Annotated in this window: 21 protein-coding genes, 2 pseudogenes and 1 other annotated feature; of the genes and pseudogenes, 19 read left to right on the forward strand and 4 right to left on the reverse strand. The window is 33.9% G+C overall.

Annotation, left to right across the window (positions count from 1 at the left end):
• Positions 1-514 precede the first annotated feature (514 nt).
• From BW732_RS08325 to BW732_RS11850, 7 genes and pseudogenes are all read left to right on the forward strand, one after another.
• A pseudogene (locus BW732_RS08325) lies at positions 515-1,462 on the forward strand (IS30 family transposase).
• 174 nt (positions 1,463-1,636) lie between these two features.
• Positions 1,637-2,701, forward strand: coding sequence for a DUF871 domain-containing protein (locus BW732_RS08330; protein ID WP_077276317.1), 1,065 nt, complete (start codon positions 1,637-1,639; stop codon positions 2,699-2,701).
• Complete coding sequence (gene murQ / locus BW732_RS08335; RefSeq protein ID WP_077276318.1) at positions 2,702-3,592, forward strand: N-acetylmuramic acid 6-phosphate etherase; 891 nt, start codon at positions 2,702-2,704, stop codon at positions 3,590-3,592.
• Between the two features lie 11 nt (positions 3,593-3,603).
• Complete coding sequence (locus BW732_RS08340; RefSeq protein WP_077276319.1) at positions 3,604-5,028, forward strand: PTS transporter subunit EIIC; 1,425 nt, start codon at positions 3,604-3,606, stop codon at positions 5,026-5,028.
• A 700-nt stretch (positions 5,029-5,728) separates the two neighbouring features.
• Positions 5,729-6,271: a MurR/RpiR family transcriptional regulator gene (locus BW732_RS08345; protein WP_161485541.1), complete on the forward strand. Its 543-nt coding sequence runs from the start codon at positions 5,729-5,731 to the stop codon at positions 6,269-6,271.
• A 5-nt stretch (positions 6,272-6,276) separates the two neighbouring features.
• Complete coding sequence (locus BW732_RS08350) at positions 6,277-6,576, forward strand: MurR/RpiR family transcriptional regulator (RefSeq protein ID WP_161485542.1); 300 nt, start codon at positions 6,277-6,279, stop codon at positions 6,574-6,576.
• Positions 6,577-6,741: 165 nt separating this feature from the next.
• Positions 6,742-8,082: pseudogene (locus BW732_RS11850) on the forward strand (transposase).
• A gap of 58 nt (positions 8,083-8,140) precedes the next feature.
• Here the strand turns inward: BW732_RS11850 and BW732_RS08360 are convergent.
• Positions 8,141-9,181 (reverse strand): DsrE/DsrF/DrsH-like family protein, encoded by a 1,041-nt coding sequence (locus BW732_RS08360; RefSeq protein ID WP_077276322.1) that lies wholly within the window; start codon positions 9,179-9,181, stop codon positions 8,141-8,143.
• A gap of 155 nt (positions 9,182-9,336) precedes the next feature.
• Here BW732_RS08360 and BW732_RS08365 point away from each other — a divergent pair, with 155 nt between their 5' ends.
• From BW732_RS08365 to BW732_RS08400, 8 genes are all read left to right on the forward strand, one after another.
• Complete coding sequence (locus BW732_RS08365) at positions 9,337-10,020, forward strand: response regulator transcription factor (RefSeq protein ID WP_077276323.1); 684 nt, start codon at positions 9,337-9,339, stop codon at positions 10,018-10,020.
• Positions 10,017-11,012: a sensor histidine kinase gene (locus tag BW732_RS08370; protein WP_077276324.1), complete on the forward strand. Its 996-nt coding sequence runs from the start codon at positions 10,017-10,019 to the stop codon at positions 11,010-11,012. The genes BW732_RS08365 and BW732_RS08370 overlap by 4 nt, the downstream gene beginning before the upstream one ends.
• Before the next feature lie 106 nt (positions 11,013-11,118).
• A complete protein-coding gene (locus BW732_RS08375; RefSeq protein WP_077276325.1) occupies positions 11,119-11,877 on the forward strand; it encodes an ABC transporter ATP-binding protein in 759 nt (252 codons plus the stop codon).
• Between the two features lie 114 nt (positions 11,878-11,991).
• The gene (locus tag BW732_RS08380) at positions 11,992-13,866 is read left to right on the forward strand and encodes an FtsX-like permease family protein (RefSeq protein WP_161485543.1); all 1,875 of its coding nucleotides are present in this window, start codon (positions 11,992-11,994) and stop codon (positions 13,864-13,866) included.
• A 211-nt stretch (positions 13,867-14,077) separates the two neighbouring features.
• On the forward strand, positions 14,078-14,485 hold the full coding sequence (locus BW732_RS08385) for an organic hydroperoxide resistance protein (RefSeq protein ID WP_077276327.1): 408 nt from the start codon (positions 14,078-14,080) through the stop codon (positions 14,483-14,485).
• Positions 14,486-15,103: 618 nt separating this feature from the next.
• A complete protein-coding gene (nrdD, locus tag BW732_RS08390; protein WP_077276328.1) occupies positions 15,104-17,296 on the forward strand; it encodes an anaerobic ribonucleoside-triphosphate reductase in 2,193 nt (730 codons plus the stop codon).
• A gap of 76 nt (positions 17,297-17,372) precedes the next feature.
• Entirely contained in the window at positions 17,373-17,951 is a 579-nt protein-coding gene (gene nrdG / locus BW732_RS08395; RefSeq protein WP_077276329.1) for an anaerobic ribonucleoside-triphosphate reductase activating protein, read from the forward strand.
• 59 nt (positions 17,952-18,010) lie between these two features.
• Positions 18,011-18,364, forward strand: a complete 354-nt coding sequence (locus BW732_RS08400; RefSeq protein WP_077276330.1) for a DUF1622 domain-containing protein — start codon at positions 18,011-18,013, stop codon at positions 18,362-18,364.
• A gap of 44 nt (positions 18,365-18,408) precedes the next feature.
• On the opposite strand, the gene BW732_RS08405 is transcribed toward BW732_RS08400, so the two are convergent.
• On the reverse strand, positions 18,409-19,773 hold the full coding sequence (locus tag BW732_RS08405; protein WP_077276331.1) for an Nramp family divalent metal transporter: 1,365 nt from the start codon (positions 19,771-19,773) through the stop codon (positions 18,409-18,411).
• Positions 19,774-19,959: 186 nt separating this feature from the next.
• Between BW732_RS08405 and BW732_RS08410 the strand changes: the two genes are divergently transcribed.
• A complete protein-coding gene (locus tag BW732_RS08410; protein WP_077276332.1) occupies positions 19,960-20,367 on the forward strand; it encodes a DUF2871 domain-containing protein in 408 nt (135 codons plus the stop codon).
• 50 nt (positions 20,368-20,417) lie between these two features.
• On the opposite strand, the gene tyrS is transcribed toward BW732_RS08410, so the two are convergent.
• A complete protein-coding gene (gene tyrS / locus BW732_RS08415) occupies positions 20,418-21,689 on the reverse strand; it encodes a tyrosine--tRNA ligase (protein WP_077276333.1) in 1,272 nt (423 codons plus the stop codon).
• Between the two features lie 55 nt (positions 21,690-21,744).
• Positions 21,745-21,949 (reverse strand) — a binding site (T-box leader).
• 186 nt (positions 21,950-22,135) lie between these two features.
• On the opposite strand from tyrS, the gene BW732_RS08420 reads away from it, so the two are divergent.
• Entirely contained in the window at positions 22,136-23,320 is a 1,185-nt protein-coding gene (locus tag BW732_RS08420) for an iron-containing alcohol dehydrogenase (protein WP_077276334.1), read from the forward strand.
• Between the two features lie 155 nt (positions 23,321-23,475).
• On the opposite strand, the gene BW732_RS08425 is transcribed toward BW732_RS08420, so the two are convergent.
• A complete protein-coding gene (locus tag BW732_RS08425) occupies positions 23,476-24,249 on the reverse strand; it encodes a DeoR/GlpR family DNA-binding transcription regulator (RefSeq protein WP_077276335.1) in 774 nt (257 codons plus the stop codon).
• Between the two features lie 235 nt (positions 24,250-24,484).
• Between BW732_RS08425 and BW732_RS08430 the strand changes: the two genes are divergently transcribed.
• The gene (locus BW732_RS08430; protein ID WP_077276336.1) at positions 24,485-25,948 is read left to right on the forward strand and encodes a CoA-acylating methylmalonate-semialdehyde dehydrogenase; all 1,464 of its coding nucleotides are present in this window, start codon (positions 24,485-24,487) and stop codon (positions 25,946-25,948) included.
• Positions 25,949-25,988: 40 nt separating this feature from the next.
• Positions 25,989-26,807, forward strand: a complete 819-nt coding sequence (gene iolB, locus BW732_RS08435; protein ID WP_077276337.1) for a 5-deoxy-glucuronate isomerase — start codon at positions 25,989-25,991, stop codon at positions 26,805-26,807.
• The last annotated feature ends 17 nt before the right edge of the window (positions 26,808-26,824 follow it).

The following is a 26,824-nucleotide window of genomic DNA, read 5'->3' on the forward strand; positions in this document are numbered from 1 at the left end:
AAATGAGTCATTCATAAACATATCTTTTATAAGACCGTGACCTTTTGCAAGCAAAGTCACATGGTCCCATGTGACGATAATTGTCAATCTCTTCTACCATGTTTTAGGTAGAGACCTTGGCAATAGTTGGGGTGGTCCCCAATCCCCTTTTTTATTTTTTAGTGCGTGCTGCTGACTTCAATTTCAAAATTATTTTGGTCAAAGAGGGATTGGGAAACTTCCCAAAATTTGAAAGAGAAATAGCAATGACCTATTTATTCTTCTGATTGAGAGATTCAATTCTTTTTCTAAGCTTATTTTCTTCTTCCGCAGACAAAGGTGTTTCGGTCACATTTTCATTTACCCAATCCGGTAAAGTTTCTTTTCTTTGATATTTTTTTTATATTTCTCATCAATCCACTCGCCAGTTTTTTCTTTTCGCCGATAGTAAAATTAAGCTAGACAACTAAAAAAATCATTTGTGATACACTCAAATTGTATTTCCGTCAAAAGAAAACAAGGAGAGCGACCACAAATGACTTATACACATCTTACTACAGACGAACTCGTTTTATTACCATCAATCTAAGAAAGTTGAATTTGTCGCTACCTCTTTAAGACGTTCAAGACAGACTATCTATAATGTTTATAACGCTTTAAAAGATGGCTTATCTATTTTTGATTACTACCAAAGGTACAAAACAAACAAGAAAAAATGTGGTAGACGTCCAATTACTTTATCTGATAATCAGAGAAAATATATTCAAAAGAAGGTAGTTCAAGGATGGACTCCTGACGTGATTATTGGTCGTGCTGAGGTTCCTATTTCTTGCTCTGTTCGTACTCTATACAGGTTATTTAAGCGTGGGCAATTTGATTCCACCATTTTACCAATGAAAGGTAAAAGAAAATCTAACGGTCATAAAGAGAAGCGAGGGAAACAAGCATTTAAAAAACTATCCATCAACGTAACAAAGAGTATGATAATTTTAAAGATGAATAGTGTCACCTTGAAGGTGACACTATTGTTGGAAAACATCATAAAAGTGCTGTTATTACACTTGTTGAACGATTATCAAAAGTGATTATTACATTAAAACCTAAAGGTAGACACGCGATTGATATTGAAACGCGCTTAAATAGCTGGTTGAAATCGATTCCTAACCATCTGTTGAAATCGATTACATTTGATTGTGGTAAAGAGTTCTCTAATTGGAAATCCATCAGCAACTCAAATGATATTGATATCTATTTTGCTGATCCTGGAACACCTTCACAACGAGCATTAAATGAAAATTCAAACGGTTTATTGCGTAAAGATGGTTTACATAAAAGAATGGATTTCAACGAAGTTGATGAAACTTTTATTCAAGCTATTACGTCAAAAAGAAACAATATACCTAGAAAATCATTAAACTATAAAACGCCACTGGAAGTATTTTTGAGTTATGTTGAAAATGATATTTTGTCTAGCTTAATTTGACAAATGAAAAACTTATAAAATAATCGATTTTTGCACAAAATTATAGAAGCTGCTTATATGGAAATTAATACTAAAAAATATGAAATTTTTTTCTTTTTTAAAATTATTTAAAAAAAATATTGAAATAAATTTCTTTTTTGATATAATGAAAGCGAATACTAAAGGAGGGATACAATGTTTGGGTTTTCAGTATTTCTAGGTACACCTATGACTGACGAAAAAGTAGCATATATAGAAAAAATGACTGAGCAAGGTTTCAATGGTATCTTTACTTCATTACACATTCCAGAGGATGATCCTCAACATTTACTTGAAAGGCTTCAAACATTAGGAGCTTTGGCACAAAAATCAAAGCTAAATTTAATGGTGGATATTTCCAATGATATTTCTGAACAGTTACAGTTGACTGAGTGGAACGATTATTTGATATTAAAGAATATGGGCGTGACAGGGTTAAGAATGGATTATGGTCTATCAGAGGATTTGATGGCAACATTAAGTCAGCATTTTTTAATTGGATTAAATGCGAGTACATTAAATCATGACGTATTGACTAAATTGACACAAGCAAAGATGAATTTTGATAATGTGGAGTATTGGCATAATTATTATCCGAGACCTGAAACGGGTTTGTCAAAACAAGCATTTATAGCAAAAAATCGTTGGTTAAAAGAATTTGGGGGGAAGGTCATAGCATTTACTCCAGGTGATGGAGTGCTAAGAGGTCCATTATATAGGGGATTACCAACACTAGAAAAACATCGCGGCACACACCCTTTAGCTAATAGCCTTGAGTTAATCAAAGAATGTTATGTTGATCAAGTCTATGTAGGGGATGAAGAGTTATCAACTGACACAGCTAAACAATTTTTCTTATACACTCATGACAATAAGATTGGTTTAAGGGTCAACTTGGTTAGTCAAGAATATAAAGAATTAGTCATTGGGACTCATAGTAATCGTTTAGATGAAGCAAGGGATGTTATTAGAAGTCAAGAGGCCCGATTCAAGACATTACCTAGAATTAAACAAATTAATACTATTGCTCGAAATAAAGGTGCAGTCACATTAGATAATTATTTGTATGGACGTTACAGTGGAGAATTACAGGTAGTCAAAACACCATTAACGGCATCTTCAAAAGTTAATGTCATGGGACATGTATTTAATAATGATGTCGCACTAATTGATTGGATTACTTCGGGTGTGACTTATGAACTTATAGAAGGAGAGATTTAGATGGAATTATCACATTTAGCAACAGAAACAAGAAATCAAAAAACCATTGATTTAGATAGCTTATCAACAAGCCAGATATTAGAAATAATGAATGAGGAAGATTCGACTGTTCCTTTAGCAATTAAACAAGAACTAAGTGACGTAGAGGCAGCTGTGACAACTGTAATAAATAGTTTTAACAATGGTGGACGATTAATTTACATTGGAGCTGGAACTAGTGGTAGATTAGGAATTCTTGATGCTGTAGAGTGTGTGCCAACTTTTGGTACATCACCAGAATTAGTCCAAGGCTTAATTGCTGGTGGTGAAAAAGCACTAATTGAAGCGGTTGAGGGAGCGGAGGACTCTGAAGAACTAGCAGTAACTGATTTAAAAGTTTGCGAGTTGACAAAAGAGGATGTTGTTATTGGTATTGCTGCAAGTGGTAGAACACCATATGTTATTGGAGGGTTAAAATATGCCAACCAAGTTGGAGCGGCAACCGTAGCTATTTCTTGTAATAAAGAATCTGAAATTGGGAAGAATGCGCAGATTAAGATAGAAGTGGAAGTTGGACCAGAAATTTTAACAGGCTCAACACGTCTGAAGTCTGGAACAGCACAAAAACTAGTTTTGAACATGATTTCAACTGCGTCAATGATTGGTATCGGTAAAGTATACAAAAATTTGATGGTCGATGTTCAGTCAACTAATTTAAAATTAATTGAACGGTCTAAAAAAATTGTTATGGATGCAACGGATTGTGACTATGAAACGGCTGAAGAGTTCCTTGGGAAATCTGGAGGTGATGTCAAATTAGCAATCGTCATGTTATTAACAGGATTAGAAAATGAACAGGCACAACAAAAATTGGTAAAAAACAAAGGATTTGTTAGAAAAACAATTCAATAGGAGGAAAAAAAATGTCAGATAAAATTACAGCAATCGCAAATGGAATATATGATAATGTTGGTGGTATACAGAATGTCAAAAAGATTGTCCATTGTATGACTCGAGTACGAATGGAGATTAAAGACTATTCTAAAGTAAATATTACAGAACTGAAAGCAGTCCAAGGCGTGATGGGTGTTGTTGAAGACGATACACTTCAAGTGGTTGTTGGTCCAGGAACTGTGAATAAAGTGGCACAAAAAATGGTCGACATGGCTGGTGTTAAGTTAGGTGAACCGATGAACGTGACATCTGGTAAAGAAAAAGTCGAAGAGTTAGCAGCCAAAACTAAAGCAGATGTTAAAAAGAAAAATCAAAAACCATGGTCTAAAATATTGAAGTCGATTTCTAATATATTTGTTCCTTTAATCCCAGCTTTTGTTGGAGCCGGAATTATTGGTGGGATTGCTTCTGTTCTTGGTAATATGATGACAGCAGGTCAAATCAGTGGAGACCACTGGGCGACTATAATTATGGTGATGAAAATTGTTCAAAGTGGTGTATTTGCTTACTTGAATATCTATGTTGGTATCAATAGTGCAAATGAATTTGGTGCATCACCAAGTTTAGGTGGAGTGATTGGTGGGATTATTATGCTAACCGGTGTAACCCCTGAATCCCCTCTACCAAATATTATTACAGGTGGTAATTTAAGTCCGAATCAAGGTGGAATTATTGGTGTTATCTTTGCGGTTTTCTTAATGTCTATTATTGAAAAAAAATTAAGACAAGTTATGCCAGAGTCAATTGATATTATTGTGACTCCTACAATTGTTTTACTAATCATGAGTTTGGTCACTATTTTCCTTATTATGCCAGTTGCAGGTGCAATTTCTAATAGTTTAGTTGGATTTATTAATTGGATTTTAGATGTGGGTGGTATCTTTGCAGGATTCCTGTTAGGTGCACTATTTTTACCGATGGTTATGTTTGGATTACATCAAATATTGACACCAATCCATTTAGATATGATAACAAATACTGGTGTCACTGAACTTCTTCCAATCCTAGCAATGGCAGGAGCAGGTCAAGTTGGAGCAGCGATTGCTTTATGGACAAGATGTCGTAAAAATACAACATTAGTTGAATTAATTAAAGGTGCTTTGCCAGTTGGTGTGTTAGGAATTGGTGAACCATTAATTTATGGTGTAACGCTTCCTTTAGGTAGACCGTTTATCACAGCTTGTATAGGTGGTGGTATCGGTGGTGCCGTGATTGGGATGTTTGGAAATGTTGGAGCGACATCGATTGGGCCTAGTGGTGTGGCATTAATCCCGCTTATTAATAATGGACATATTTTACAATACGTCATTGGATTACTTGCAGGTTATGCGGGTGGATTTGTAGCTACTTATTTCTTTGGTACAACTGAAGCAATGAGAAAAGGCCAAATCTAATGACTGTAAAAGCTTTTATAGTTGATTTGGACGATGTTATTGTTGCTTCCAAAATCTAATATAAAAACAGACGAAGCAAATTTTTTAAACATCATAGTTTAATAGTTTCTGAGAATTTCCAAAAGAACACGGTTGGATTAAATCCTACGAAGATGTTCCAGTTACTTTTCCCATATGACCAACAAAAGGTGGCAGACTTATTGTCAGAATATAAAAAATTTATTCAAGAGTATGAGATTGATTATCAAAAAATAATAAATCTAGAAATTGTCCAATTATTATAGACATTAGCATAATAGCATTGACGAGTAGCGTTGGCGTCTTCAGGTGGCTTGAGTCAAATAAACTAGGTATTAGATGGCTTAGATTTAACTCAATATTTTGATGTGATTGGTAGTGGTGAGAAAATAACGTATTCAAATCTAGTCTCAATATTTATTTAGAAGTACTGAAAAGACTGAATTTAGATGCGTATCACTGCTTGGCGATTGAAGATTCACTGGGTATTCAAGCAGCGATTTCAGCCAAGTTGAAATGTATAGCGCCAAAGAAAACAACGTTTTGGCGTTAATCAATCATTGACTACTCAGCAAATTATGTCACTTAATGATAATTTAAAGTGGTTGTATAAATAATTAGCTAGAAAATGGAAGTCATCTCACCTATAATAAAAGAATCATTATGGGAAGGGGTAATTAAAATGTCCCAACAAAGTGTTATCTATCTATTAAAAGAGAAGCTTAGCCAATTATCAAAAACTGAAAAAAAATTAGCAACATGGATTCTTGAAAATCCTAAGAAAGTGACTACTATGACGGTCACACAACTGTCTGAAGTTAGCGATGCCAGTCCAGCTACAATTGTTAGATTGTGCTATTCTCTTGGTCTTGCTGGTTTTACAGATTTAAAATTCAGATTATCAAGAGAAGAAAAAATAATTGATCAAGCTTTACACACTGATATTGTAAAAAATGAAAATGTATCGACAATCAAAAAAAAATTGAAATTCACACTAAATAATGCATTTGAAGAAACGATTTCTTTGCTTAGTGATCAGGATATTTTAAAAGCTGTTAGTATGATTGAAGATGCGGAAATTATTTATACGTTTGGAATTGGCGCATCAGGATTAGCTGCATCGGATTTATTTCAAAAATTTACACGTGTCGGTAAGAGTATTATGTATTCTCTAGACAATCACTTACTAAGTACAGCAATAGCGAGTACTGAAAAAAAAAATTAGTAATTGTGATATCTAATTCTGGAGAAAAAAAAGAAGTTAATGATTTAATACACGTAGCTAAGGCGTATGATGTACCAATTATTGCTATTACAAGTAATGCAAATTCAAACACGGGACAATTAGCTGATGTAACATTATTAACAGCAAGTGGTATCGAGGCACCAATACGAAGTTCAGCAACTAATTCTTTGATGGTTCAGTTTTATGTAGTAGATACGATTTTTTCAACGTACGCATCAAAACATTATGATTCAGTCATTGAAAAGTTAAATACGTCGAAAAATGCAATTGATATCTTAAATTAGATACGGAAAAAATTGGGGCTGTGACATAAGTCCTCAAAATAACTAAAGAAAAGGCGATGAAATGTTGATTTCAAAACATTTCATCGCCTTTTTAGGGTAAAATAAAAGAGTACAGGCAGTAACCTATACTCTAAACTATTTCGATCCATGAAATGACCAAAACAAATGCATACAAATTATAACATAAACCAAACAACATTATGTATCAATACAGAGTATATTCCTCAAAAAAATAATACGGCTCATTATATCAATGGTTTAGTTGAATCACTCCAATTAGCTGAACCCTATCTTTTCGGTAGACAAAGAAAATATGATTTGAGTATCTTATTAAAGTTGGTCCTATTTGCGTACACACGTGAAGTCGTAAAATCGAACAGTTTGCTGAAGAGAACTTACCATCACGTTGGCTCACCCAAGAACAAGTTCCAGATGGAACTAATCTTACGTTGGATATGTTGGATGAAGTATTAACTAGATTGGAAATTAAATTAGACGAGTCAAATGAAGAAGTTGAAAAAACAAAGAAAATCTCTCCTAATCCTGCGAAAAAAGTTCGGAGAACATTAAAAAGTAAAAGAAGAAACCTTCTTTTGAAACGTGATAAAATGACAAATAATCAACAAAGAATCAACAAAGAATAACTATATGTGGTCAAAGAAATAGCTAGTCAAAAACTGATAATGATGCAATTTTCATGCGTGTTAAAAAGAAGATCCCATGATGAATGGTGAGTTAAAACCAGCGTATAACTGACAACTAGCTACTAGCAACCAATTCATCGTTAAATATGATATTTTCCAAAATCTTACAGATACAAAAACACTTATACCATTCTTAAATAGATTACAAAAAGGATCATTTTTACCTAAGCACATTGTGGCAGATGCTGGCTATGGTTTAGAATCTAACTACCGATATTTAGAGGATAATTTCTCTAAACACATGACGTTAATTCCTTATGGCACGATGCTTCGAGAACGAAGTAAGAAATGGAAAACGGATGAACGTAAAGTAATGAACTGGGAGTACCATGAGAAAGAAGATTATTGTATTGATCCTAAAGGTGTACGATTCTCTTTCAATGCTTATCGAAAAAGAGTTGATAAAGAAGAATTTGTAAGAGATTTTAAAGAATATGTAGCAGAAAAATATGATACTAATAATCAAATTGTAAAATCTGCCCTAACACCAAAAGGATATGTTAGAAAAATAAACGTCAATCCTTCTTGAGAATATTTTAAAGAAAAACAAAAAGAGCAACTTGCATTCCCTGAAACCGGTAAGGTTTATAATCAAAGAAAAATTGATATTGAATCAGCTTTTGGTTGGATGAAGGTTTCTTTAGTTTTCACTCGTTATCATGTCCCTGTAATGGAGAAGGTTTGTAAAGAAACAGGATTACTAATAATAGCTTTAAACTTAAGAAAATTAGAAATTACTATGAGGAAAAAAGAAGATGAATTATATCAAAAAGGTATCGAAAGTAAAATCTCAAAGAGATGAATACTTTTGATACCTTTTATTTAATATTTTAGAGACTTATGTCACAGTCCCAACTTTTTTAAATAAATAAATTTAAATTAGCTTTTTCGGCTTCACCAAGATACATGGCGACACCGCCTATTTGAACAAAATCATATAGTTCGCTAGCTTCAATACCCATAATATCCATACTCATTGAGCAAGCGATAAATTCTACGCCTAAATCATGTGCTTGGTGAATCATATCGGATAACGACGTCACATTCTTTTTTTTCATAACGGTTTGGATCATTTTAGAGCCAAGACCACCCATATTCATTTTCGAAATTGGTAGTCTATTGGTGTGGTTTGGTAGCATAATATCAAACATTTTAGCTAGGCCATTTTTTTTGATTTTTTGTTTTTTTAAGACACTGAGACCCCAAAAGGTAAAAAGTACTGTAACTTTTTTACCCATTGTGGCTGCACCACTAGCAATAATCATTGATGCTAGCGCTCGGTCAAAGTCTCCGCTAAAGACAACCATCGTAGCGCCGTCTGGAGTGACTTTCAGTTGAGTATTTGCGGGCAAATCGTTTAACGGGCATGATTCCGTGGTCGTTCTTTTGCATAGTGTTATCTCAACATGTTTTTCAAGAATGCTGCTATTAATCATGACATTTCCTGTATGTTGACACCAAGCAGTTACGTCATTAATAAAACCAGGATCGCTAGCTATGAAAGTAACTTGTTCTTTATCTTTCATACTATCAAGGGTATTTTTAACTTGTAAAATAGGTGCTGGACATTGTAATCCTTGCACATCAACTGTTGGTATATTAAGTGGTTGTTGACTATAAGCACTATAGCCACCAATAAGATTTTTGGCTATTATTTGATGTTTTGTTAGTAATTCAAGTGCCCGTTCACCTCTAGGCCCTGATTGACAATATAGATAGATGGTTTGATTTTTTGGTAATTCAGATAAACGTTCTTCTAGCTCATCTAACGGAATGTTAAAACTTGGATTGATATAGCCTATATCACGTTCGCATTGATTTCGGATATCTAAAAGATAAGCGTTCTTTTGGATTAATTCTGGAATTTCTTCATATGTAAATGTTGTGTTTTCGTTCGTCATAAATAATCTCCTCCTTTTGATTAATATACCCTATAAGGGTATATTAATCAATGATCTCTTTTTTAATTTGGATATAAATATTAGAGACTCATGATTTTGATACTTAAAAAGTATGTTATCATAGAACCAAAGTAGTAAGTCAAGGAGGCATTTGTGTGGGACAAACAATTTTTATTGTCGAAGACGATCCTGTCATTAGTCGAGGGTTAAAGACCCATTTAAGCCAATGGGGGTTTCGATGTTTGGAAGTAACAAACTTTGAAACAGTAGGTACTGATATTTTAGTCAGCCAGGCGGACTTAGTATTAATGGATATCTCCCTGCCATTTTATAATGGTTTTTATTGGTGTGAATTGATTCGTAAACAATCTGAGGTTCCGATTATTTTTCTGTCATCAGCTAATGAAAATATGAATATCGTGATGGCTATGAATATGGGAGCCGATGATTTTATTGCTAAACCATTTGATTTTTCTGTCCTTGTGGCAAAGATTCAAGCACTTTTACGCCGTAGTTACCAGTTTGGTTCCACCAATCAGCAACGTTATGGAGATTATGTTTTACTCGCTCAAGATAACCGAATTGAGTATCATCAACAGATTGTGGATATCTCACCAACTGAATGCAAAATTTTAGTGTTATTATTTCAACAGAGCGGTCAAGTTGTGACACGAGAAGCCATTATGCAAAAGTTATGGGAAGGTGATAATTTCATTGATAGCAATACTTTGGCTGTCAATATGACGCGACTTCGTAAAAAATTAGCAGTGATTCAATTAGATGAGCATATTCAGACGATTAAGGGCAAGGGATATTTATTAGAAGGGATTTCTCGATGAATCGATTTATTAAAAAGTATTTAAGGGATCATTGTGTGACGTATTTTGTTTATTTAGGCTTGGTTGCTTTATTTTTATTTACGTTCTTTTTATATGAATTGCCATTACTACCTTTTTTAGATAGTTTATTATTTACCAGTTTTGGGTTATTAATTTGGACAATATATGATATTCAAAAAAATTATCGTGTCCATAGACAATTGCTTCATTTAATTCAACAAGAGTCAGTTAATCATCAAGATTATAGTGGACTAACGATTGGTTCGACCCAATTGGTTCAAGATTATCAGCAACTACTTGAAAAACTTAGCCAAGAAAATGAACGTTTAACACATGATTTAGTAACAGAACAGCAACGTTTATTAGATTACTATGGTATGTGGAGCCATCAAATAAAAACACCTTTAGCAGCTTTACAAGTTTTAATTGAGACGCGTCCGGACGCGACCAATCAAATGAAAAATGAGTTAATCACAATTGACGGGTATCTTTCAATGATGTTGCATTATTTGAAAATGACGAATTTGGAGCAAGATTTGATTTTAAAAAAAGTGGCTATTTATCCATTAGTTAAGCAAGTCATTCGTAAATATGCGCTTTTCTTTATTCAAAAAGATTTACGAATTAATTTAGAAGCGTTTGACAAGGAAGTCGTGACAGATGAGAAGTGGCTAGTTTTTATTTTAGAACAGCTTATCTTTAACAGTTTGAAATATACGAATGAAGGAATAATTAGTATCTCTTTTAAAGATAACTCTTTAGTTATTGAAGATACTGGTATTGGCATTTTAGCGCAAGATTTACCACGTGTTTTTGAGCCAGGCTATACTGGTTTTAATGGACGAAGTTATCAAAAAGCGACAGGACTAGGGTTGCATATGAGCCGTGAAATTGCAGATAAGCTTGGTATTTCCTTATCAATAACCTCAACAGTTGGTGTGGGTACTAAGGTAACCCTAGTCTTTAATCAACAACATATTTACATCGAATAAAGCCAAACTTACTGAGTTGTAAGTTTGGTTTTTTGTTTGTAAGTATTAAAAGTTGGTTGATTTTTGTATGATAAATGTAATCAAAGAGGGTTACAAGGAGGAAAATATGAAAGTATTAGAAGTCAATCATGTCAAGAAAACGTATCATACACGATTAGGTGGTGCCAAAATTGAAGCACTAAAAAATATTAATTTTTCTGTCGAACCAGGTGAGTATGTGGCAATTATGGGTGAATCGGGTTCAGGAAAAAGTACCTTACTTAATTTATTAGCGACATTAGATTCCCCAACATCTGGTACCATTTTATTAAATGGAAAAGACATTAATCAAATTAAAGAAAAAGATTCTGCGATGTTTCGTCGCGAACACTTGGGTTTTGTTTTTCAACAATTTAACTTACTCGATACTTTTTCTGTTAAAGATAATATTTTGTTACCGTTAGTTTTAGCAAAAACACCATTGGTCGAAATGGAAGCGCGATTAGCTATTTTAGCCCCACAGTTAGGTTTAACTGACTTATTAAAGAAGTACCCTTATGAGTTATCTGGTGGACAACAACAACGTGTGGCCGCAGCACGCGCACTAATTACCAACCCCGATATTATTTTAGCAGATGAACCAACAGGTGCTTTAGACTCGAAAACTTCAGCACAGTTATTGTCATTGTTTCAAAAAGTAAATCAAGAAGGTCAAACTATTTTAATGGTAACGCATAGTGCTGTGGCAGCTAGTCATGCGAATCGCGTATTATTTATTAAAGATGGCCAAGTCTTTAATCAAATCTATCGTGGTGGTCAAAGCAATGATACTTTTTTAAATCAGATTTCAGAAACGATGACGGTTTTATTAACAGGGGAGGTGTAAGCGTGTGTTTTATGTAAAACTAGCTATTACCAATTTGAAAAAAATAAACGTGCCTACATTCCATTTCTATTATCAATGATTTTTTTAGTCGTGGTTAATGTGGTGATGCAAGTCATGTTGACTAATAAAGGTATGTCAACTTTACCTAGTGCAGGTGCTGCTAAGTCGTTATTTGGATTTGGTAGTGTGGTTATTATGATTTTTACGGTGATTTTTTCGTTGTATACCAATAGTTTCTTATTAAAACAACGAAAAAAAGAATTAGGGCTTTATAATATATTAGGAATGGGTAAAAAAGAATTAGCAAAAATTTTATTTATTGAAAGTATCTTTTCAAGTACGCTAACAATTATTATTGGCCTGATAACGGGGGTTGTTTTTTCAAAGTTATCTTTTTTAGTTTTGAAGAAAATGACTGGTTTTGGTGCACAATTTACGTATTCTCTTGATACTGTAAGCATTGCGAAAATTGTGGCGTTTTTCATGATTATATTTCTGATTTTATACCTTATCACAGTCATCCAACTGAAAATGGTCAACCCATTGTCTTTGTTGCAAGGAGAGCAACATGGTGAAAAAGAACCGAAAGCCAAGTGGCTCACGGCGTTGGTTGGCGTGTCTTGTATTGGAATTGGCTATGGGATTTCCTTATCGATTAAGACACCTCTGTCTGCTATTAGCCTATTTTTTGTTGCTGTAGTGCTAGTCATTATTGGAACTTATGCCCTTTTTACAGCAAGTAGTATTGTGATTTTAAAATTATTAAAGCGAAACAAACGTTATTATTACCAACCTAATCATTTTATTTCTGTCTCAAGCATGATGTATCGCATGAAACAAAATGCAGTTGGCCTAGCGAGTATTTGTATTTTGAGTACGATGGTGTTAGTCACCGTTGCCACAACAGCCAGCTTATATTTTGGTATGGATAATATGGTAAAAAATCGGAATCCCTATGATGTAAGCGTGACGGTAACGGCGGGGAAAAATGAGCAAAAGATTGCAGATAAAATGCAATCATTAGCTAAAGAACATGAGGTGATGATTGATGAAGAAAATACCATTCAAACTACAACAAGGATGATGTTAATCAATCAAGGAACAGCGTTTAAAGCATTATCAATGGATGAATTTCGTATGAATGATGCAGAGGTCGCAAGTATGGCGAGCTTTATGACTCAAGCTGAATTTGGACGATTGACAGGTGACAAAACAAGATTAGATGAAAATGAATTAATGCTTTATAGCATGAACAAGCCTTATAAAGAAAAGAAAGCAATCTTTGGTGACCAGACCTATGATGTCGTTAAAACGATTGATGAGATGACGTTTATCCCTAGAGTTGAAGGTTTATCCAATGCTTATATTTTTGTTTTTGAAAATCAACAACAGATAAATAAAGCTGTTCAGTCGTTGTATCCAATAGATTTTGCAGAGTATCAACAAATGGATTCTACAATTTATGTTAATACATCGGGAACCCAAGCCAATCAACTTGCTTATGCAAAAGCTGTTAAGAACATGATGAGTCAACAAAAATTAGATGAATACACATTTAGCTCACAAGCGATTGATCGTGAAGAATCACAAGGGTTTATGGGTGGTTTCTTATTCCTAGGATTAGTATTTGGTTTAACCTTTACATTAGCTACAGGGATTATTATTTACTACAAACAAATTTCAGAAGGAACACAAGACAAATACCGTTATGATATTATGCAACGTGTTGGCATGAGTCGTGATGAAGTAAAACGGACGATTCGTAGTCAAGTATTGATGGTCTTTTTCTTTCCAATTGCCTTAGCGACATTGCATTTAGTTTTTGCTTTTCCGTTAATTAGTAAGATGTTATTACTATTTGGTTTAAGTGATCAATCAATCTTTTTAATAGCAAGCGTAATTGTTGTCACCAGTTTTTTAGTCATTTACTTAATGATTTTTGGGCAAACGTCAAAAGCCTATTATCGAATTGTTGAACGAAAAAATTAATTGAGTAAAAAACAATGACGTTGTGAATTAGCGTTGTTGTTTTTTTATTTATTATTAAAATGTATTTTTTTGTTTTATTTATTGAATATATAGAACATTTGAAAGATTTTTCGTAATCTAAATAATTGCACTTTAAAGCGGTAGTCGTTACAATTAAGGTGTAGCTAGTAGTTAGCTAAATTGCGCATGATAATGATAGGAGGAATGTTTGATGAAAAAATTATATGAAACAAGTATTATCAATACAGGTGGTCGTTCTGGAGAGGTGCACTCACCAGATAAAAGTTTTCATTACCAAGTGACTTCACCCGGAATTAAAAGAGAAAATACAACAAATCCTGAACAATTATTTGCGGCAGCCTATAGTGCCTGTTTTAATAGTGCATTAGAACTAGTTATGCAACAAGCTAAAATTGAGGCTAAAAGTACTGTAACAGCACGTATCTCACTTTATGAAGACCCAGAAGGTGGGTATAAAGTTGGTGCTCAATTAGAAGTGTCTATCCCTGGTGTCGACAAAGCACAAGCTGAAGAACTCGTTACCAAAGCACATGGAGTATGTCCTTACTCTAAAGCAACACGTAATAACATTGAAGTTGAATTAACAGTTGTTGATTAATTGACTTAATATATAGAATGACTAGTTGAAATCAGTCGTAACTTAGGTAATCCTTTTGAGGTTAGTCTAAGCTACGACTTTTTTTAGATGTGACATAAAAAAAGCCTGATTACTCTGAGTGAGTAACCAGGCTATAAAAAAAAACACTAGTGGAGAAGCTAGTGTTAAAAGGAGTGATAGGTTAGAGATAACCTTAATGAAAAAAGTTAATTTCTTAATAATTTAATTATAGTTTACTTGTATGAAAATTATGTGAAAAAAGATAAAAAATTAAGTGATGATAATAAAAGGAATAAATATGTTTATCATCAGATGAATATAATAATTGCTAAATCTAACTAACTACATATTAGCAAATGAATGTGAAGAATGTATGAAAAAAAGACATAATTTTTTTGTTATGTATTTTTTTAATTAATTGATTAGTGAAAAAAATCATTTTATTTATCTGAATGAAGCTTATTATATAAATGAAAAATCGAAAAAAACAAAACTAAACCTTAAACTATATATAGTTGTCAAGTGCTTTTTTCTGTTTTTTAAACACAATATGTAGTTGAAAAAGAAACGTTTATGAGCTATGATAGATAGCGAATGAATGAAAAGGGGTCGATAACTATGCTAGAAATTAACGTGGCGACAGATAAGGATGGCTTATTAAGTTCGGAATTACACAAAATTAAAGTTATTAAACGTGATGGACGAGTAGTTGAATTTGATGACGACAAAATTAAGAATGCTTTGATTAAAGCTGAGACCAAAATAAGAGGCTCGCTAGATCCAATGACATACACTAAAATTGATCATTTAATTAGTCTAATTAATCATGAAATTGCTGAACGGTTTACTAAAAATATTAAAATTTATGAAATTCAAAATATTGTTGAACATACTTTATTAGACAAATGTGAGTATAAGTTAGCAGAAGAATATATCAATTATCGGACGCAACGTGATTTTGAGCGCCGTCGGGCAACGGATATTAATTTTACGATTAGTAAACTATTAAACAAGGATAGTCAATTAGTCAATGAAAATGCTAATAAGGATAGTAATGTGTTTAATACACAACGGGATTTGACAGCAGGCATCGTGGGGAAATCAATAGGATTGAAGTTATTACCTCCTCATGTAGCTAATGCTCATCAAAAAGGCGATATTCACTACCACGACTTAGATTATCATCCCTATTCACCAATGACTAATTGTTGTTTGATTGATTTTAAAGGGATGCTAAATAATGGTTTTAAAATCGGCAATGCTGAAGTTGAAGCACCAAAATCAATTCAAACAGCGACTGCACAAATCTCACAAATAATAGCAAACGTCGCATCTAGCCAATATGGTGGCTGTTCAGCAGATCGTATTGATGAATTTTTGGCCCCTTTTGCTGAAAAAAACTATTATAAACATCTCGAAGACGCAAAAAAATGGATTGCTGATGCGAGTCAACATGATTTGTATGCAAAAGAAAAAACGCGTAAAGATATCTATGATGCCATGCAAAGCCTAGAATATGAAATTAATACACTGTTCACATCAAACGGTCAAACGCCATTTACTTCATTAGGTTTTGGTTTAGGAACTAATTGGTTTGAACGTGAAATCCAACGGGCCATCTTTGAAAATCGAATCAAGGGTCTAGGTGAGGAACATCGGACAGCAATTTTCCCTAAATTAATTTTTACAATTAAAGAAGGTGTGAACCGTCTACCAAGTGACCCTAATTATGATATCAAAGAATTAGCTTTAAAATGTGCAACTAAGAGAATGTATCCAGATATTTTAAATTACGATAAGATTGTTGAATTAACTGGTAGTTTTAAAACACCAATGGGTTGTCGATCATTTTTACAAGGTTGGAAAAATGATGCTGGTGAAGAAGTAAATTCTGGACGGATGAATCTAGGTGTTGTGACACTAAACCTACCGAGAATCGCGTTAGAAGCAGACGGCGATCAAGAAAAATTTTGGAACTTACTTGAAGAAAGATTAGCTATCGTTAAAGATGCCTTGGTATTTAGAATTAATCGATGCAAAGAAGCAACACCAGAAAATGCACCAATCCTTTATATGTACGGTGCATTTGGTGAAAAATTGAAAAAAACGGATTCTGTGGATAAGCTATTTAGAAATAAACGTGCGACGATTTCTTTAGGTTATATTGGTTTATATGAAGTTGCTGCGGCTTTCTTTGGCGGTTCTTGGGAACAAAATGCCACAGCGAAAGAATTTACTCTTGATATTATTCGGTCATTGAAAGAGCATGCTGATCTTTGGGGAAATGAGTACGGTTATCACTTTAGTGTGTATTCTACACCAAGTGAAAGTTTAACTGATCGTTTCTGTCGTCTAGACCAAGAAAAATTTGGTGAGGTTGCTGATATTACTGATAAAGACTATTATACAAATAGCTTTCATTATGATGTTCGTAAGAATCCAACGCCATTTGAAAAATTAGATTTTGAAAAAGACTATCCTCAATATTGTTCAGGTGGTTTTATTCATTATTGCGAGTATCCAGTCTTACAAACAAATCCAAAAGCACTTGAAGCTGTGTGGGATTATTCGTACGATAAAATAGGTTACTTAGGGACAAATACTCCAATCGATCATTGTTATGAATGTGATTTTGAGGGAGATTTTAATCCAACGGAACGTGGATTTGAATGTCCACAATGTGGAAATCGTGACCCTAAAACGTGTGATGTAGTAAAACGAACATGTGGCTATTTAGGTAATCCACAAGCACGTCCAATGGTACATGGTCGTCATAAAGAGATTGCATCACGTGTTAAACATATGAAATAAATATATTGTATAAGGTGGTTAAGTGTTGTTAGTGAGACACTTAACCCTTTTTAATTCGAACAAAGGATGTGTGAAAATGAGAAATCCAAAACCAAAAGAGTGGACAGCAGACGAGTGGAGTAAAAATCGTATTGCCGATTATAAACCTTTTATGTTTGTTGATGGTGAAGGCGTTCGTTGTAGTTTATATGTTAGCGGTTGTTTATTTGCATGCAAGGGCTGTTTTAATAAAGCAATTCAAAATTTTAATTACGGCGAGCCGTATTCTATAGAATTGGAAAATCAGATTCTTAATGATTTAAGTCATGATCACGTTCAAGGTCTAACATTACTTGGTGGTGAACCATTTTTGAATACGCAAGTGTGTTTACGATTAGTTAATCGTGTACGTGAAGTTTACGGTCAGCAAAAGGATATTTGGTCGTGGAGTGGATACACGTTTGAGGAATTATTGGAAGAAACGGATGATAAATTAGATTTATTAGCTAAAATTGATGTCTTAGTTGACGGACGTTTTGAATTAGCACGTCGTGACTTAACATTACAATTTCGAGGAAGTAGTAACCAACGCTTAATTGATGTGCAAAAATCGTTAGTAGCTCATCAAGCCGTTATTTGGGATAAGTGTATTGATGCGAGTCGTTACACTAACTAAATAAAATTATCTGACATAAAAAACTATTTGTTGTACAATTAGTGCAAGGAGTGGATTTTATGTCTCGTCTTATAGAAGTTATAGAAACTATTACTGATTATACGGCTATTTTAATTTTAGTTATTGGTGGTGTTAAAAGTTTTATTAATCTTATTCGAATTGAAATCAATAGTGTCGAAGGACGTAAAAAAGCTCTTCATAAAGATATTGAAAAAGTAAATTTAAGTTCTTATATCTTATTGAGTATTCAATTTATGATTATTAGTGATTTGATTCGCACAGTAACGTCAGATTCTTTCAAAACAATTATGTATGTTTCTATTTTAATTATTATTCGTGGCATTACAGCCAAATTAGTTGTCCAAGAAACAACAGTGACAAAACAACATATTGCAGATGATGAGGATAACTAAAAGACGATTAATTGATTTAGTCAATTAATCGTCTTTTTTGTTAGTTAAATGAGCGCAAGTGTATCAATAATTAGTTGGATATTGAGTCCAGTTAAAACAATCACACAAATCCAAGCGGTCCAAACAACCCAGCGTGAATTTTTAAATCGTTTCCCCATGATTTTTTCTGAACTCGTAAAGTAAACGAGTGGAATCATTGAGATAGGTAAAGCGATACTTAAAAAGACTTGAGAATAGATTAATAAATTATCAAGTGCCGTTTCATTGCCACCAAAATAAATTGTACAAATCAATACTGGAATAACGGATAGTAACCGCGTGATGACACGTCTAGCCCATTGTGGTAATTTCATATGAATGAAACCTTCCATAACAACTTGTCCCGTTAATGTACCTGTAATCGTTGAGTTTTGACCAGAAGCCAATAAAGCAACGGCAAATAGCGTACTAAGTAATGGACTGGCAACACCACCAGCAATATTAGGATTTTGTAAAGCATCATATAATGATGAGAACGTACCTAGACTTTCACTGTGACCAAAAAATAGGGCGCTCCCTAAGATTAAAAGTAGACAGTTAATAATAAAAGCAAAGCCTAATTGGATATTTGAATCCCATGTCGCAAATTTGACAGCTCGAGCAATGTGTTCTTCGTCGTTCCGCTTAAATTTACGCGTTTGGGAGATGGCAGAGTGGAGATATAAATTATGAGGCATAACAGTTGCCCCAACAATCCCTAAAGCCATCGTTAATTGACCATGATTTAAGATTTGTTTTTGGGGAATAAATCCTTTTAGCAAGTCGGGAATATTTGGTTGTGAAATAATTACTTCATAGAGAAAGACAAATAAGATTATCGCGACTAAGGTCATGACAATGGCCTCGATTTTTCTAAAGCCTAATTTCATTAAGAGTAGGAGTAATAGCACATCAAAAATTGTCAAAATAACACCGACAATTAAAGGAATGCCAAAGAGTAGATTTAAGGCGATGGCTCCACCAATTACTTCAGCAATATCAGTAGCCATAATGGCTAATTCCGTTACAATCCAAAGGGTGATACCTAACTTTTTACCAGTTTGTTTACGGGTCATTTGGGCTAAATCGAGATGTGTGACAATGCCCAGTTTTGCTGCCATGTACTGTAAAAGCATTGCAATCAAACTAGAAATTAAAATGACAGATATTAGTAAATAACCGTATTTTGCTCCTCCCCCAATAGAGGTAATCCAATTTCCAGGGTCCATATACCCAACAGCAATCAAAGCGCCTGGACCAGAAAAGGCTAATAAATTTTTCCAAAAGTCTTTTGATTCAGGGATTTCAACTGTATCATTAATTTCTTCTAAACTCGGTCCATTCGCATAATGGATGAGTTTTTTACTTTCGTCTTGTCCATTAGTAGACATAAAGATACCAACTCCCATTAGTAATATTGTGTGTTCGTTATTAAGTATAGCGTATTTAGGCAAATAATTAAAATATCTAACGTTATGTTTAAAAAAATTCTTAGGTTAGCTTAAAATTTGACACATCTATGTGAAATAGGTTACGCTTATCATTCAATCAATGAGAATATTGGAGGTTTATCAAACATGCAAAAATTAGTCCGTGTCAGTTTTACTTATATGATTATTGGATTATTATCGGGTATTTATTACCGTGAGTTTACCAAAATTCACGATTTTACCGATAAAACACAATTAAGCGTCTTGCACACGCATATTTTAATTTTAGGAATGTTTTTCTTTTTAATTGTTTTACTATTGGAGAAAAACTTTAAACTAACGGAACAAAAACAGTACAAGCTTTTTTACGCTATTTACAATAGCGGTCTAGGATTAACGATTTTGATGATGTTGATTAATGGGACAACAACTGTTTTAGGTAAAGCCACACATCCAGCGATGGCGGGTATATCTGGCCTAGGTCATATTATTATGACGATTGGGCTAATTTATTTCTTTATTGTCTTGAAAAATGCAGTTAAAATTGTAAAATAAAAAAAGGTAAGCCGCAATTAAGAAGTTGCGGCTTACTTTTTTTTGTTAAATTAATCGTTTAAATGGACTAAAGTATATTTTTTCTTACCCTTACGTACGATGATAAATCGTTCGTCAAATGAGTTAGTAACTGTTACTTCAAAATCTGTGTCTTGAATACGGTCACCATTAATATAGATAGCACCATTGGTAATATCTTCACGTGCTTGACGTTTTGATGGCTCAATTTTAGTTTCAATCAACCAATCAACTAGATTCATTGGTTCTTTACCTATTGTTGATGACGGCATATTTTTGAAACCTTCTTCAATTTGTTTAGCAGATAGTTGTTTTACATCACCAGAGAATAAAGCCGCAGTAATCGTTAAGGCATCATTCAAGGCTTCTTCTCCGTGAACAAAACGTGTCATTTCGCTAGCTAATGTCTTTTGAGCTTCGCGTTTATGAGGTTCTGTTTCAACTTTTTGTGCTAAAACGTTAATATCTTCTTGTGATAAAAAGGTAAAGAATTTTAAGTATTTAACAACATCACGATCATCTTGATTTAACCAGAATTGGTAAAATTCATAAGGTGAGGTTTTTTCAGGATCTAACCAAACAGCACCGCCAGCTGTCTTACCGAATTTTGTGCCGTCAGCTTTCAGCATTAAAGGAATAGTTAATCCAAAGGCCTTTGCTTCAGCACCTTCTTTTTTACGAATTAAATCTAAACCAGCTGTAATGTTACCCCATTGATCAGCGCCACCAATTTGTAAACGTACATCATGGTGTCTGAATAAATGTAAAAAGTCCATCGATTGTAGAATTTGATAAGTAAATTCTGTAAATGAAATTCCCGTTTCTAATCGACTTGAGACAATATCTTTGGCTAACATAGTATTAATATTAAAGTTTTTGCCGTAATCTCTTAAAAAATCTAATAAAGATAATTCTTTTGTCCAATCATAGTTATTTACTAATGATAATTCTTGTTCATTGGCTTCATCAAAAAAGAGTTTCTTCATTTGTTTCGTTAATTTATCTACATTATGTTGAACTTGTTCCATGGATTGTAATTGACGTTCTGATGTTCGGCCACTTGGGTCACCAATCGTTCCAGTTGCGCCACCAATTAAAATAAACGGATGATGCCCGAATTGTTGGAATCGTTTTAGCATCATAAAAGGAATTAAGTGACCAATATGCATACTATCACCAGTTGGGTCAACTCCGCAATAAAGTGAAATTTTGTTGTTTGCTACATAGTCGCGTAAACCTGCTTCATCTGTTTGTTGATTAATTGCATCACGCCATAATAGTTCGTCAATAATATTTGTTGTCATATGTAATACGCTCCTTTATAAAAATATAATAAAAAAGTCCCAGTAGATAAAAATCTACTGGGACGAATGTCAGTTATCCGTGGTACCACCCAAATTGTGTTATTGTGACATAACACCACTTATCAACCTGTTAACGAGCGGTCCCGTTTCTTAATTTAATAAAGTGTAATTCGTTCGCCGTGTTTGTGTTAGCTTTCAGCAAATACTAACTCTCTAAATAACAGTGACAGGAAACTACTAGGCTTCTTAAGAAATACTTATCTTAACTATTAACATAGACGATAACTAATAGAAAGTCAACTATCTTTATCGGATTACGGAGAGGATTAATTACTTCTTCAAGTGGATGACTATGGCATAAAAAGCGTTCCTAGTTGACAACTAGTCGTAAAAGCGTGAAAATCAAGGAGAAGACATTTTAATAGTGTAATAGGAGGAATGCAGCAATGGAAAATTTTGATTTTCAAGCGTCAACCAATATTCTGTTTGGTAAAGGTCAAGTATCTCGTCTACCTGAAGTTTTAGCAACTTATGGTAAAAAGGTATTAATTACTTACGGTGGCGGTAGTATTAAGAAAAATGGTGTATATGATGATGTGATGAACGTTTTGGGCAAAGATTTTGAACTGTATGAGTTAAGTGGCGTTGAACCTAATCCTCGTTTGACAACAGTTGAAAAAGGTGTTGCACTTTGTCGTGAACATAACATTGATGTGATTCTATCACTTGGTGGCGGTTCGACAATTGACTGCTCTAAAACAATCGCGGCAGGCACTTTTTATGAAGGCAATCCTTGGGATTTAATGGGGAATGGTCAATTAGTGGAAAAGGCTTTACCGATTGTGACTATCTTAACTTTAGCTGCTACTGGATCTGAGATGAATGGCGGAGCTGTAATTACCAATATGGCAACAAAAGAAAAATTGAGTTTTGGTAGCCGTTTAGTTGTGCCGAAAGTATCAATTTTAGATCCGACCTATACATTCTCTGTTCCATCTTATCAAACACTTGCTGGGTCATCCGATATTCTTAGCCATTTATTTGAAAATTATTTTAATCAAACACCAAATACAATGGTTCAAGATGGAATCGCAGAAGGATTGATGCGTGCGGTATATCACTATACGCCAATTGCTTTAGAAAATCCACACGATTATGACGCACGTGCAAACTTAATGTGGGCAAGTTCTTTAGCTCTAAATGGCCTAACTGGTAGTGGTAAAAAAGGCGCATGGTCTTGTCACGCGATTGAACATGAATTGAGTGCTTACTATGATATTACTCATGGTATTGGTTTAGCAATTGTGACGCCAAGATGGATGATGCACGTATTAAATGAGGAAACAGCGCCACGTTTTGCTGCATTTGGTCACCGCCTATTTGATTTACCACTTAACAGTGAATCACCGATGGAAACCGCAAAACAAGCTATTCAAAAAGTCTATGAGACATCTAAAGCTTGGGGTGTTCCAATGACTCTAGGGGAAGTTGGTATTGATGACTCATTATTAGAAGAAATGGCAACTCAAGCAGTTAAGCATAGTGCCATTAGTACTGATGGTTATGTGCCATTATCAGTGGAAGATGTTGTATCAATCTATAAACAATCATTAACTGAAATGACTTTTTAATAAGACATTACCTAAATTAATTCCATCAGAAACAGCCTTGACCTATTGATATGGTGAAGGCTGTTTGTTTATTTATATTCAAAATTTCACAAACAACTTATGGTCCAATAGTAATGTTTTCAAGTTTATTAAAAGATAATCTATATTTGAGTAACTTACTCAATATTATCATTAATATTTGCATAAATAGATTTAATTTGATGTGCTTGAAAATAATTCTGATAATCTATATTGAATAGTTTATCTGAAATGATAACATCTAAAATATCTAAATCAGCGTAAGTAAGTAACGTTGAACGATCAAATTTACTTTTATCTGCTAGTAAGTAAATGCTATTAGCCTTATTTAAAATCGTTTTTTTTATATCGTATTCAATGACATCTGAATTCATAATACCATTTTGAATTGATACAGCAGTAGCTGCCATAAACGCTTTATCTACATTATAACGAGTCGATAAGTCATTAACATCTGCCCCAACAAAAGACCGAGTATCTTTACGATAAATATGACCTATAAGGAAGACAGATACGTTTTTTTTCGTTTCGGAAGTAAGAATAACATCTAAACTATTTGTGATAACAGAGACTTGAACATCGTCTGGTAGATAATCAAGAATGTATTTTGTGGTTGTACCAGAATCAATATAAATTAAATCATGTGGTTTAATTAAACTAGCTGCTTCTTTAGCAATAGCTTGTTTCGCTCGTTTGTTTTCAATGTTTCGATTTTGAAAGGATACAAGTGGATTTTTTTTCACGCTAATTCCACCGTATACTTTTTGAAAACGTGCATCCTCGATTATTTGATTAATGTCACGGCGTACGGTATTCATCGAGACATTAAAATGACGTTCAAGTTCTTTTAGTGAGACGAAATGTCTGTCAAGGATGTAGTGCTTCATTAGTTGTGATCTTTTTTCTTTCATAATAATAGCCTCTTTTTACAATTTTTAGTAGTTTTCTTTTTAATGTCATCATGAGTTTATCAAAAAATGATTAACTTGTCATTAGTATTAAAAATTTTTTTGTTTTTTTTGCTTATTTTGATAAAGTTTTGTTGACAGTTGCTCGTAGCTGATGTATATTTATTGTGAAGTTAACCAAAAAAAGAAAACTTAAGCAAGGATATAATCATATCTTGGTTAAGTAGAGGAGGCAATTATGTCAAGTAATGTAAGACAGTTAAGAAATTATATCAACGGCGAGTGGGTTGAAAGTACAACAACCAATTATGAAGTGGTTGTTAATCCAGCAACAAAGGAACCAATTTGTGAAGTTCCATTGTCAACACGAGCAGATTTAGATTTAGCTGCCGAGACAGCGCATGAAGCCTTTTTATCTTGGAAAGAAGTGGCAGTTCCACGACGTTCAAGAATTTTATATAAATTCCATCAATTATTATTAGAAAACAAAGATGAGTTAGCAAAATTAGTTACTATTGAAAATGGAAAGGCTTTATCTGAGTCATATGGTGAAGTACAACGTGGGATTGAGAACGTTGAATTTGCAGCAGGAGCACCAACACTAATGATGGGTGATAATTTATCTTCGATTGCGACAGATGTAGAAGCAGCCGTTTATAAATATCCAGTTGGTGTTGTTGGCGGAATCACACCATTTAACTTCCCAATGATGGTTCCTTTCTGGATGTTCCCAATGGCTATTGCAACAGGGAATACAGTTGTGATGAAGCCATCAGAAAAAACACCAATGTTAATGGAAAAAATTGTTGAGTTATTAACAGAAGCTGGCTTACCTAAAGGTGTTTTCAACATCGTTTATGGAGCACATGATGTTGTGAACGGAATTTTAGAGCATCCACATATTAAAGCTATTTCATTCGTTGGTTCAAAACCAGTTGGTGAATATGTTTATAAAGAAGGTTCAAAAAATTTAAAACGTGTTCAAGCATTAACAGGTGCTAAAAACCATACGATTGTTTTAAATGATGCAAACTTAGATGATAGTTTACCTGCCATTATTGGTGCAGCATTTGGTTCAGCTGGTGAGCGTTGTATGGCTGCCGCAGTTGTGACTGTTGAAGAAGGTATTTATGATGAATTCATGACACGTTTAATCGCTGAAACAAAAAATATCAAGATAGGTAATGGCTTAGAAGATGGCGTCTTCTTAGGACCAGTTATTCGTGAAGAAAACTTAACTAGAACATTATCATATATCGAAAAAGGGATTGAAGCCGGAGCAGATTTAATTTGTGATGGACGCGATGTTGTAACAGAAGATGGTTATTTTGTTGGACCAACTATTTTTGGTAATGTGACAACTGACATGGATATTTGGAAAGATGAGTTATTTGCTCCAGTATTGTCTGTTATGAAAATCAGTGGCTTAAAAGAAGGAATTGAGATTGCTAATAAATCAGAATTTGCTAATGGCGCATGTCTATTCACTAACAATGCTTCAGCTATTCGTTATTTCAGAGAAAACATTGATGCTGGTATGTTAGGAATTAACTTAGGTGTTCCAGCTCCAATGGCAATGTTCCCATTCTCTGGTTGGAAATCATCATTCTTTGGAACATTACCTGCTAATGGTAAAGCTGGTGTAGAATTCTACACACACAATAAAGTTGTTACAGCAAGATATTCAAGAGATGATATCTAATTCAGTAGTCCTTAGATAGTAAAGGAAGGAGGTTTTCTTTTTGGCTGAGTTAAAAAGAAAACAATACAACAAAGAGTTATCAAAAAATGTCTTCGAGAATCAATTAGTCACACGTGAAAATAGTGGATTATCTTATATCGAATTACGCTTGTTGACCATTGAGTCTGGTGGAGTTTATGAAGAGAGTCTAACCGATTTAGAAGTTTGTGCGGTTGTTTTAACAGGTAAAGCTACTATTACTGAAGGTCAACATTGCTTTAATAATATTGGGACACGCGATGACGTATTTGAAAAAATTCCAACGGATAGTGTGTATGTCTCAGCGGGTAAAACTTATCAAGTAACGACTGAAACAGAAGCTCGTATATTATTATGTTATGCCCCAAGTACACTTGATTTACCGACACAATTAATCGCAGCAGCTGATAATACTGTTGAAAAACGTGGCATCTATCAAAACAAACGAATGGTTCATAACATTATGGATGATCAATCGACTGTTTCAGACAAATTAATTGTTGTTGAAGTCTTTACTGATAGTGGTAACTGGTCAAGTTATCCACCGCATAAGCATGATCAAGATAATTTGCCAGTAGAGTCATTTTTAGAAGAAACTTACTATCATGAAATGAACCCACGTCAAGGCTTTGTTTTCCAACGTGTGTATACGGATGACCGTTCACTAGATGAGACAATGGCAGTAGAAAATGGCGATGTCGTTATTGTGCCAAAAGGTTATCATCCGGTATCTGTACCAGATGGTTATGATGGTTATTACTTAAATATTATGGCAGGGCCGACTAAAAAATGGAAATTCCATAATGACCCTGACCATGAATGGATTTTATCACGAACATAATCGATAAATTTAGGAGA

The organism is Vagococcus penaei (assembly GCF_001998885.1).
GTDB lineage: Bacteria > Bacillota > Bacilli > Lactobacillales > Vagococcaceae > Vagococcus > Vagococcus penaei.

What these genes read in the sequence shown, in the direction of transcription:
- BW732_RS08330 (WP_077276317.1), top strand. Translation starts at nt 1,637, where the DNA reads ATGTTTGGGTTTTCAGTATTTCTAGGTACACCTATGACTGACGAAAAA.
- murQ (WP_077276318.1), top strand. Translation starts at nt 2,702, where the DNA reads ATGGAATTATCACATTTAGCAACAGAAACAAGAAATCAAAAAACCATT.
- BW732_RS08340 (WP_077276319.1), top strand. Translation starts at nt 3,604, where the DNA reads ATGTCAGATAAAATTACAGCAATCGCAAATGGAATATATGATAATGTT.
- BW732_RS08345 (WP_161485541.1), top strand. Translation starts at nt 5,729, where the DNA reads ATGTCCCAACAAAGTGTTATCTATCTATTAAAAGAGAAGCTTAGCCAA.
- BW732_RS08360 (WP_077276322.1), bottom strand. Translation starts at nt 9,181, where the DNA reads ATGACGAACGAAAACACAACATTTACATATGAAGAAATTCCAGAATTA.
- BW732_RS08370 (WP_077276324.1), top strand. Translation starts at nt 10,017, where the DNA reads ATGAATCGATTTATTAAAAAGTATTTAAGGGATCATTGTGTGACGTAT.
- BW732_RS08375 (WP_077276325.1), top strand. Translation starts at nt 11,119, where the DNA reads ATGAAAGTATTAGAAGTCAATCATGTCAAGAAAACGTATCATACACGA.
- BW732_RS08380 (WP_161485543.1), top strand. Translation starts at nt 11,992, where the DNA reads ATGTTGACTAATAAAGGTATGTCAACTTTACCTAGTGCAGGTGCTGCT.
- BW732_RS08385 (WP_077276327.1), top strand. Translation starts at nt 14,078, where the DNA reads ATGAAAAAATTATATGAAACAAGTATTATCAATACAGGTGGTCGTTCT.
- nrdD (WP_077276328.1), top strand. Translation starts at nt 15,104, where the DNA reads ATGCTAGAAATTAACGTGGCGACAGATAAGGATGGCTTATTAAGTTCG.
- nrdG (WP_077276329.1), top strand. Translation starts at nt 17,373, where the DNA reads ATGAGAAATCCAAAACCAAAAGAGTGGACAGCAGACGAGTGGAGTAAA.
- BW732_RS08400 (WP_077276330.1), top strand. Translation starts at nt 18,011, where the DNA reads ATGTCTCGTCTTATAGAAGTTATAGAAACTATTACTGATTATACGGCT.
- BW732_RS08405 (WP_077276331.1), bottom strand. Translation starts at nt 19,773, where the DNA reads ATGTCTACTAATGGACAAGACGAAAGTAAAAAACTCATCCATTATGCG.
- BW732_RS08410 (WP_077276332.1), top strand. Translation starts at nt 19,960, where the DNA reads ATGCAAAAATTAGTCCGTGTCAGTTTTACTTATATGATTATTGGATTA.
- tyrS (WP_077276333.1), bottom strand. Translation starts at nt 21,689, where the DNA reads ATGACAACAAATATTATTGACGAACTATTATGGCGTGATGCAATTAAT.
- BW732_RS08420 (WP_077276334.1), top strand. Translation starts at nt 22,136, where the DNA reads ATGGAAAATTTTGATTTTCAAGCGTCAACCAATATTCTGTTTGGTAAA.
- BW732_RS08425 (WP_077276335.1), bottom strand. Translation starts at nt 24,249, where the DNA reads ATGAAAGAAAAAAGATCACAACTAATGAAGCACTACATCCTTGACAGA.
- BW732_RS08430 (WP_077276336.1), top strand. Translation starts at nt 24,485, where the DNA reads ATGTCAAGTAATGTAAGACAGTTAAGAAATTATATCAACGGCGAGTGG.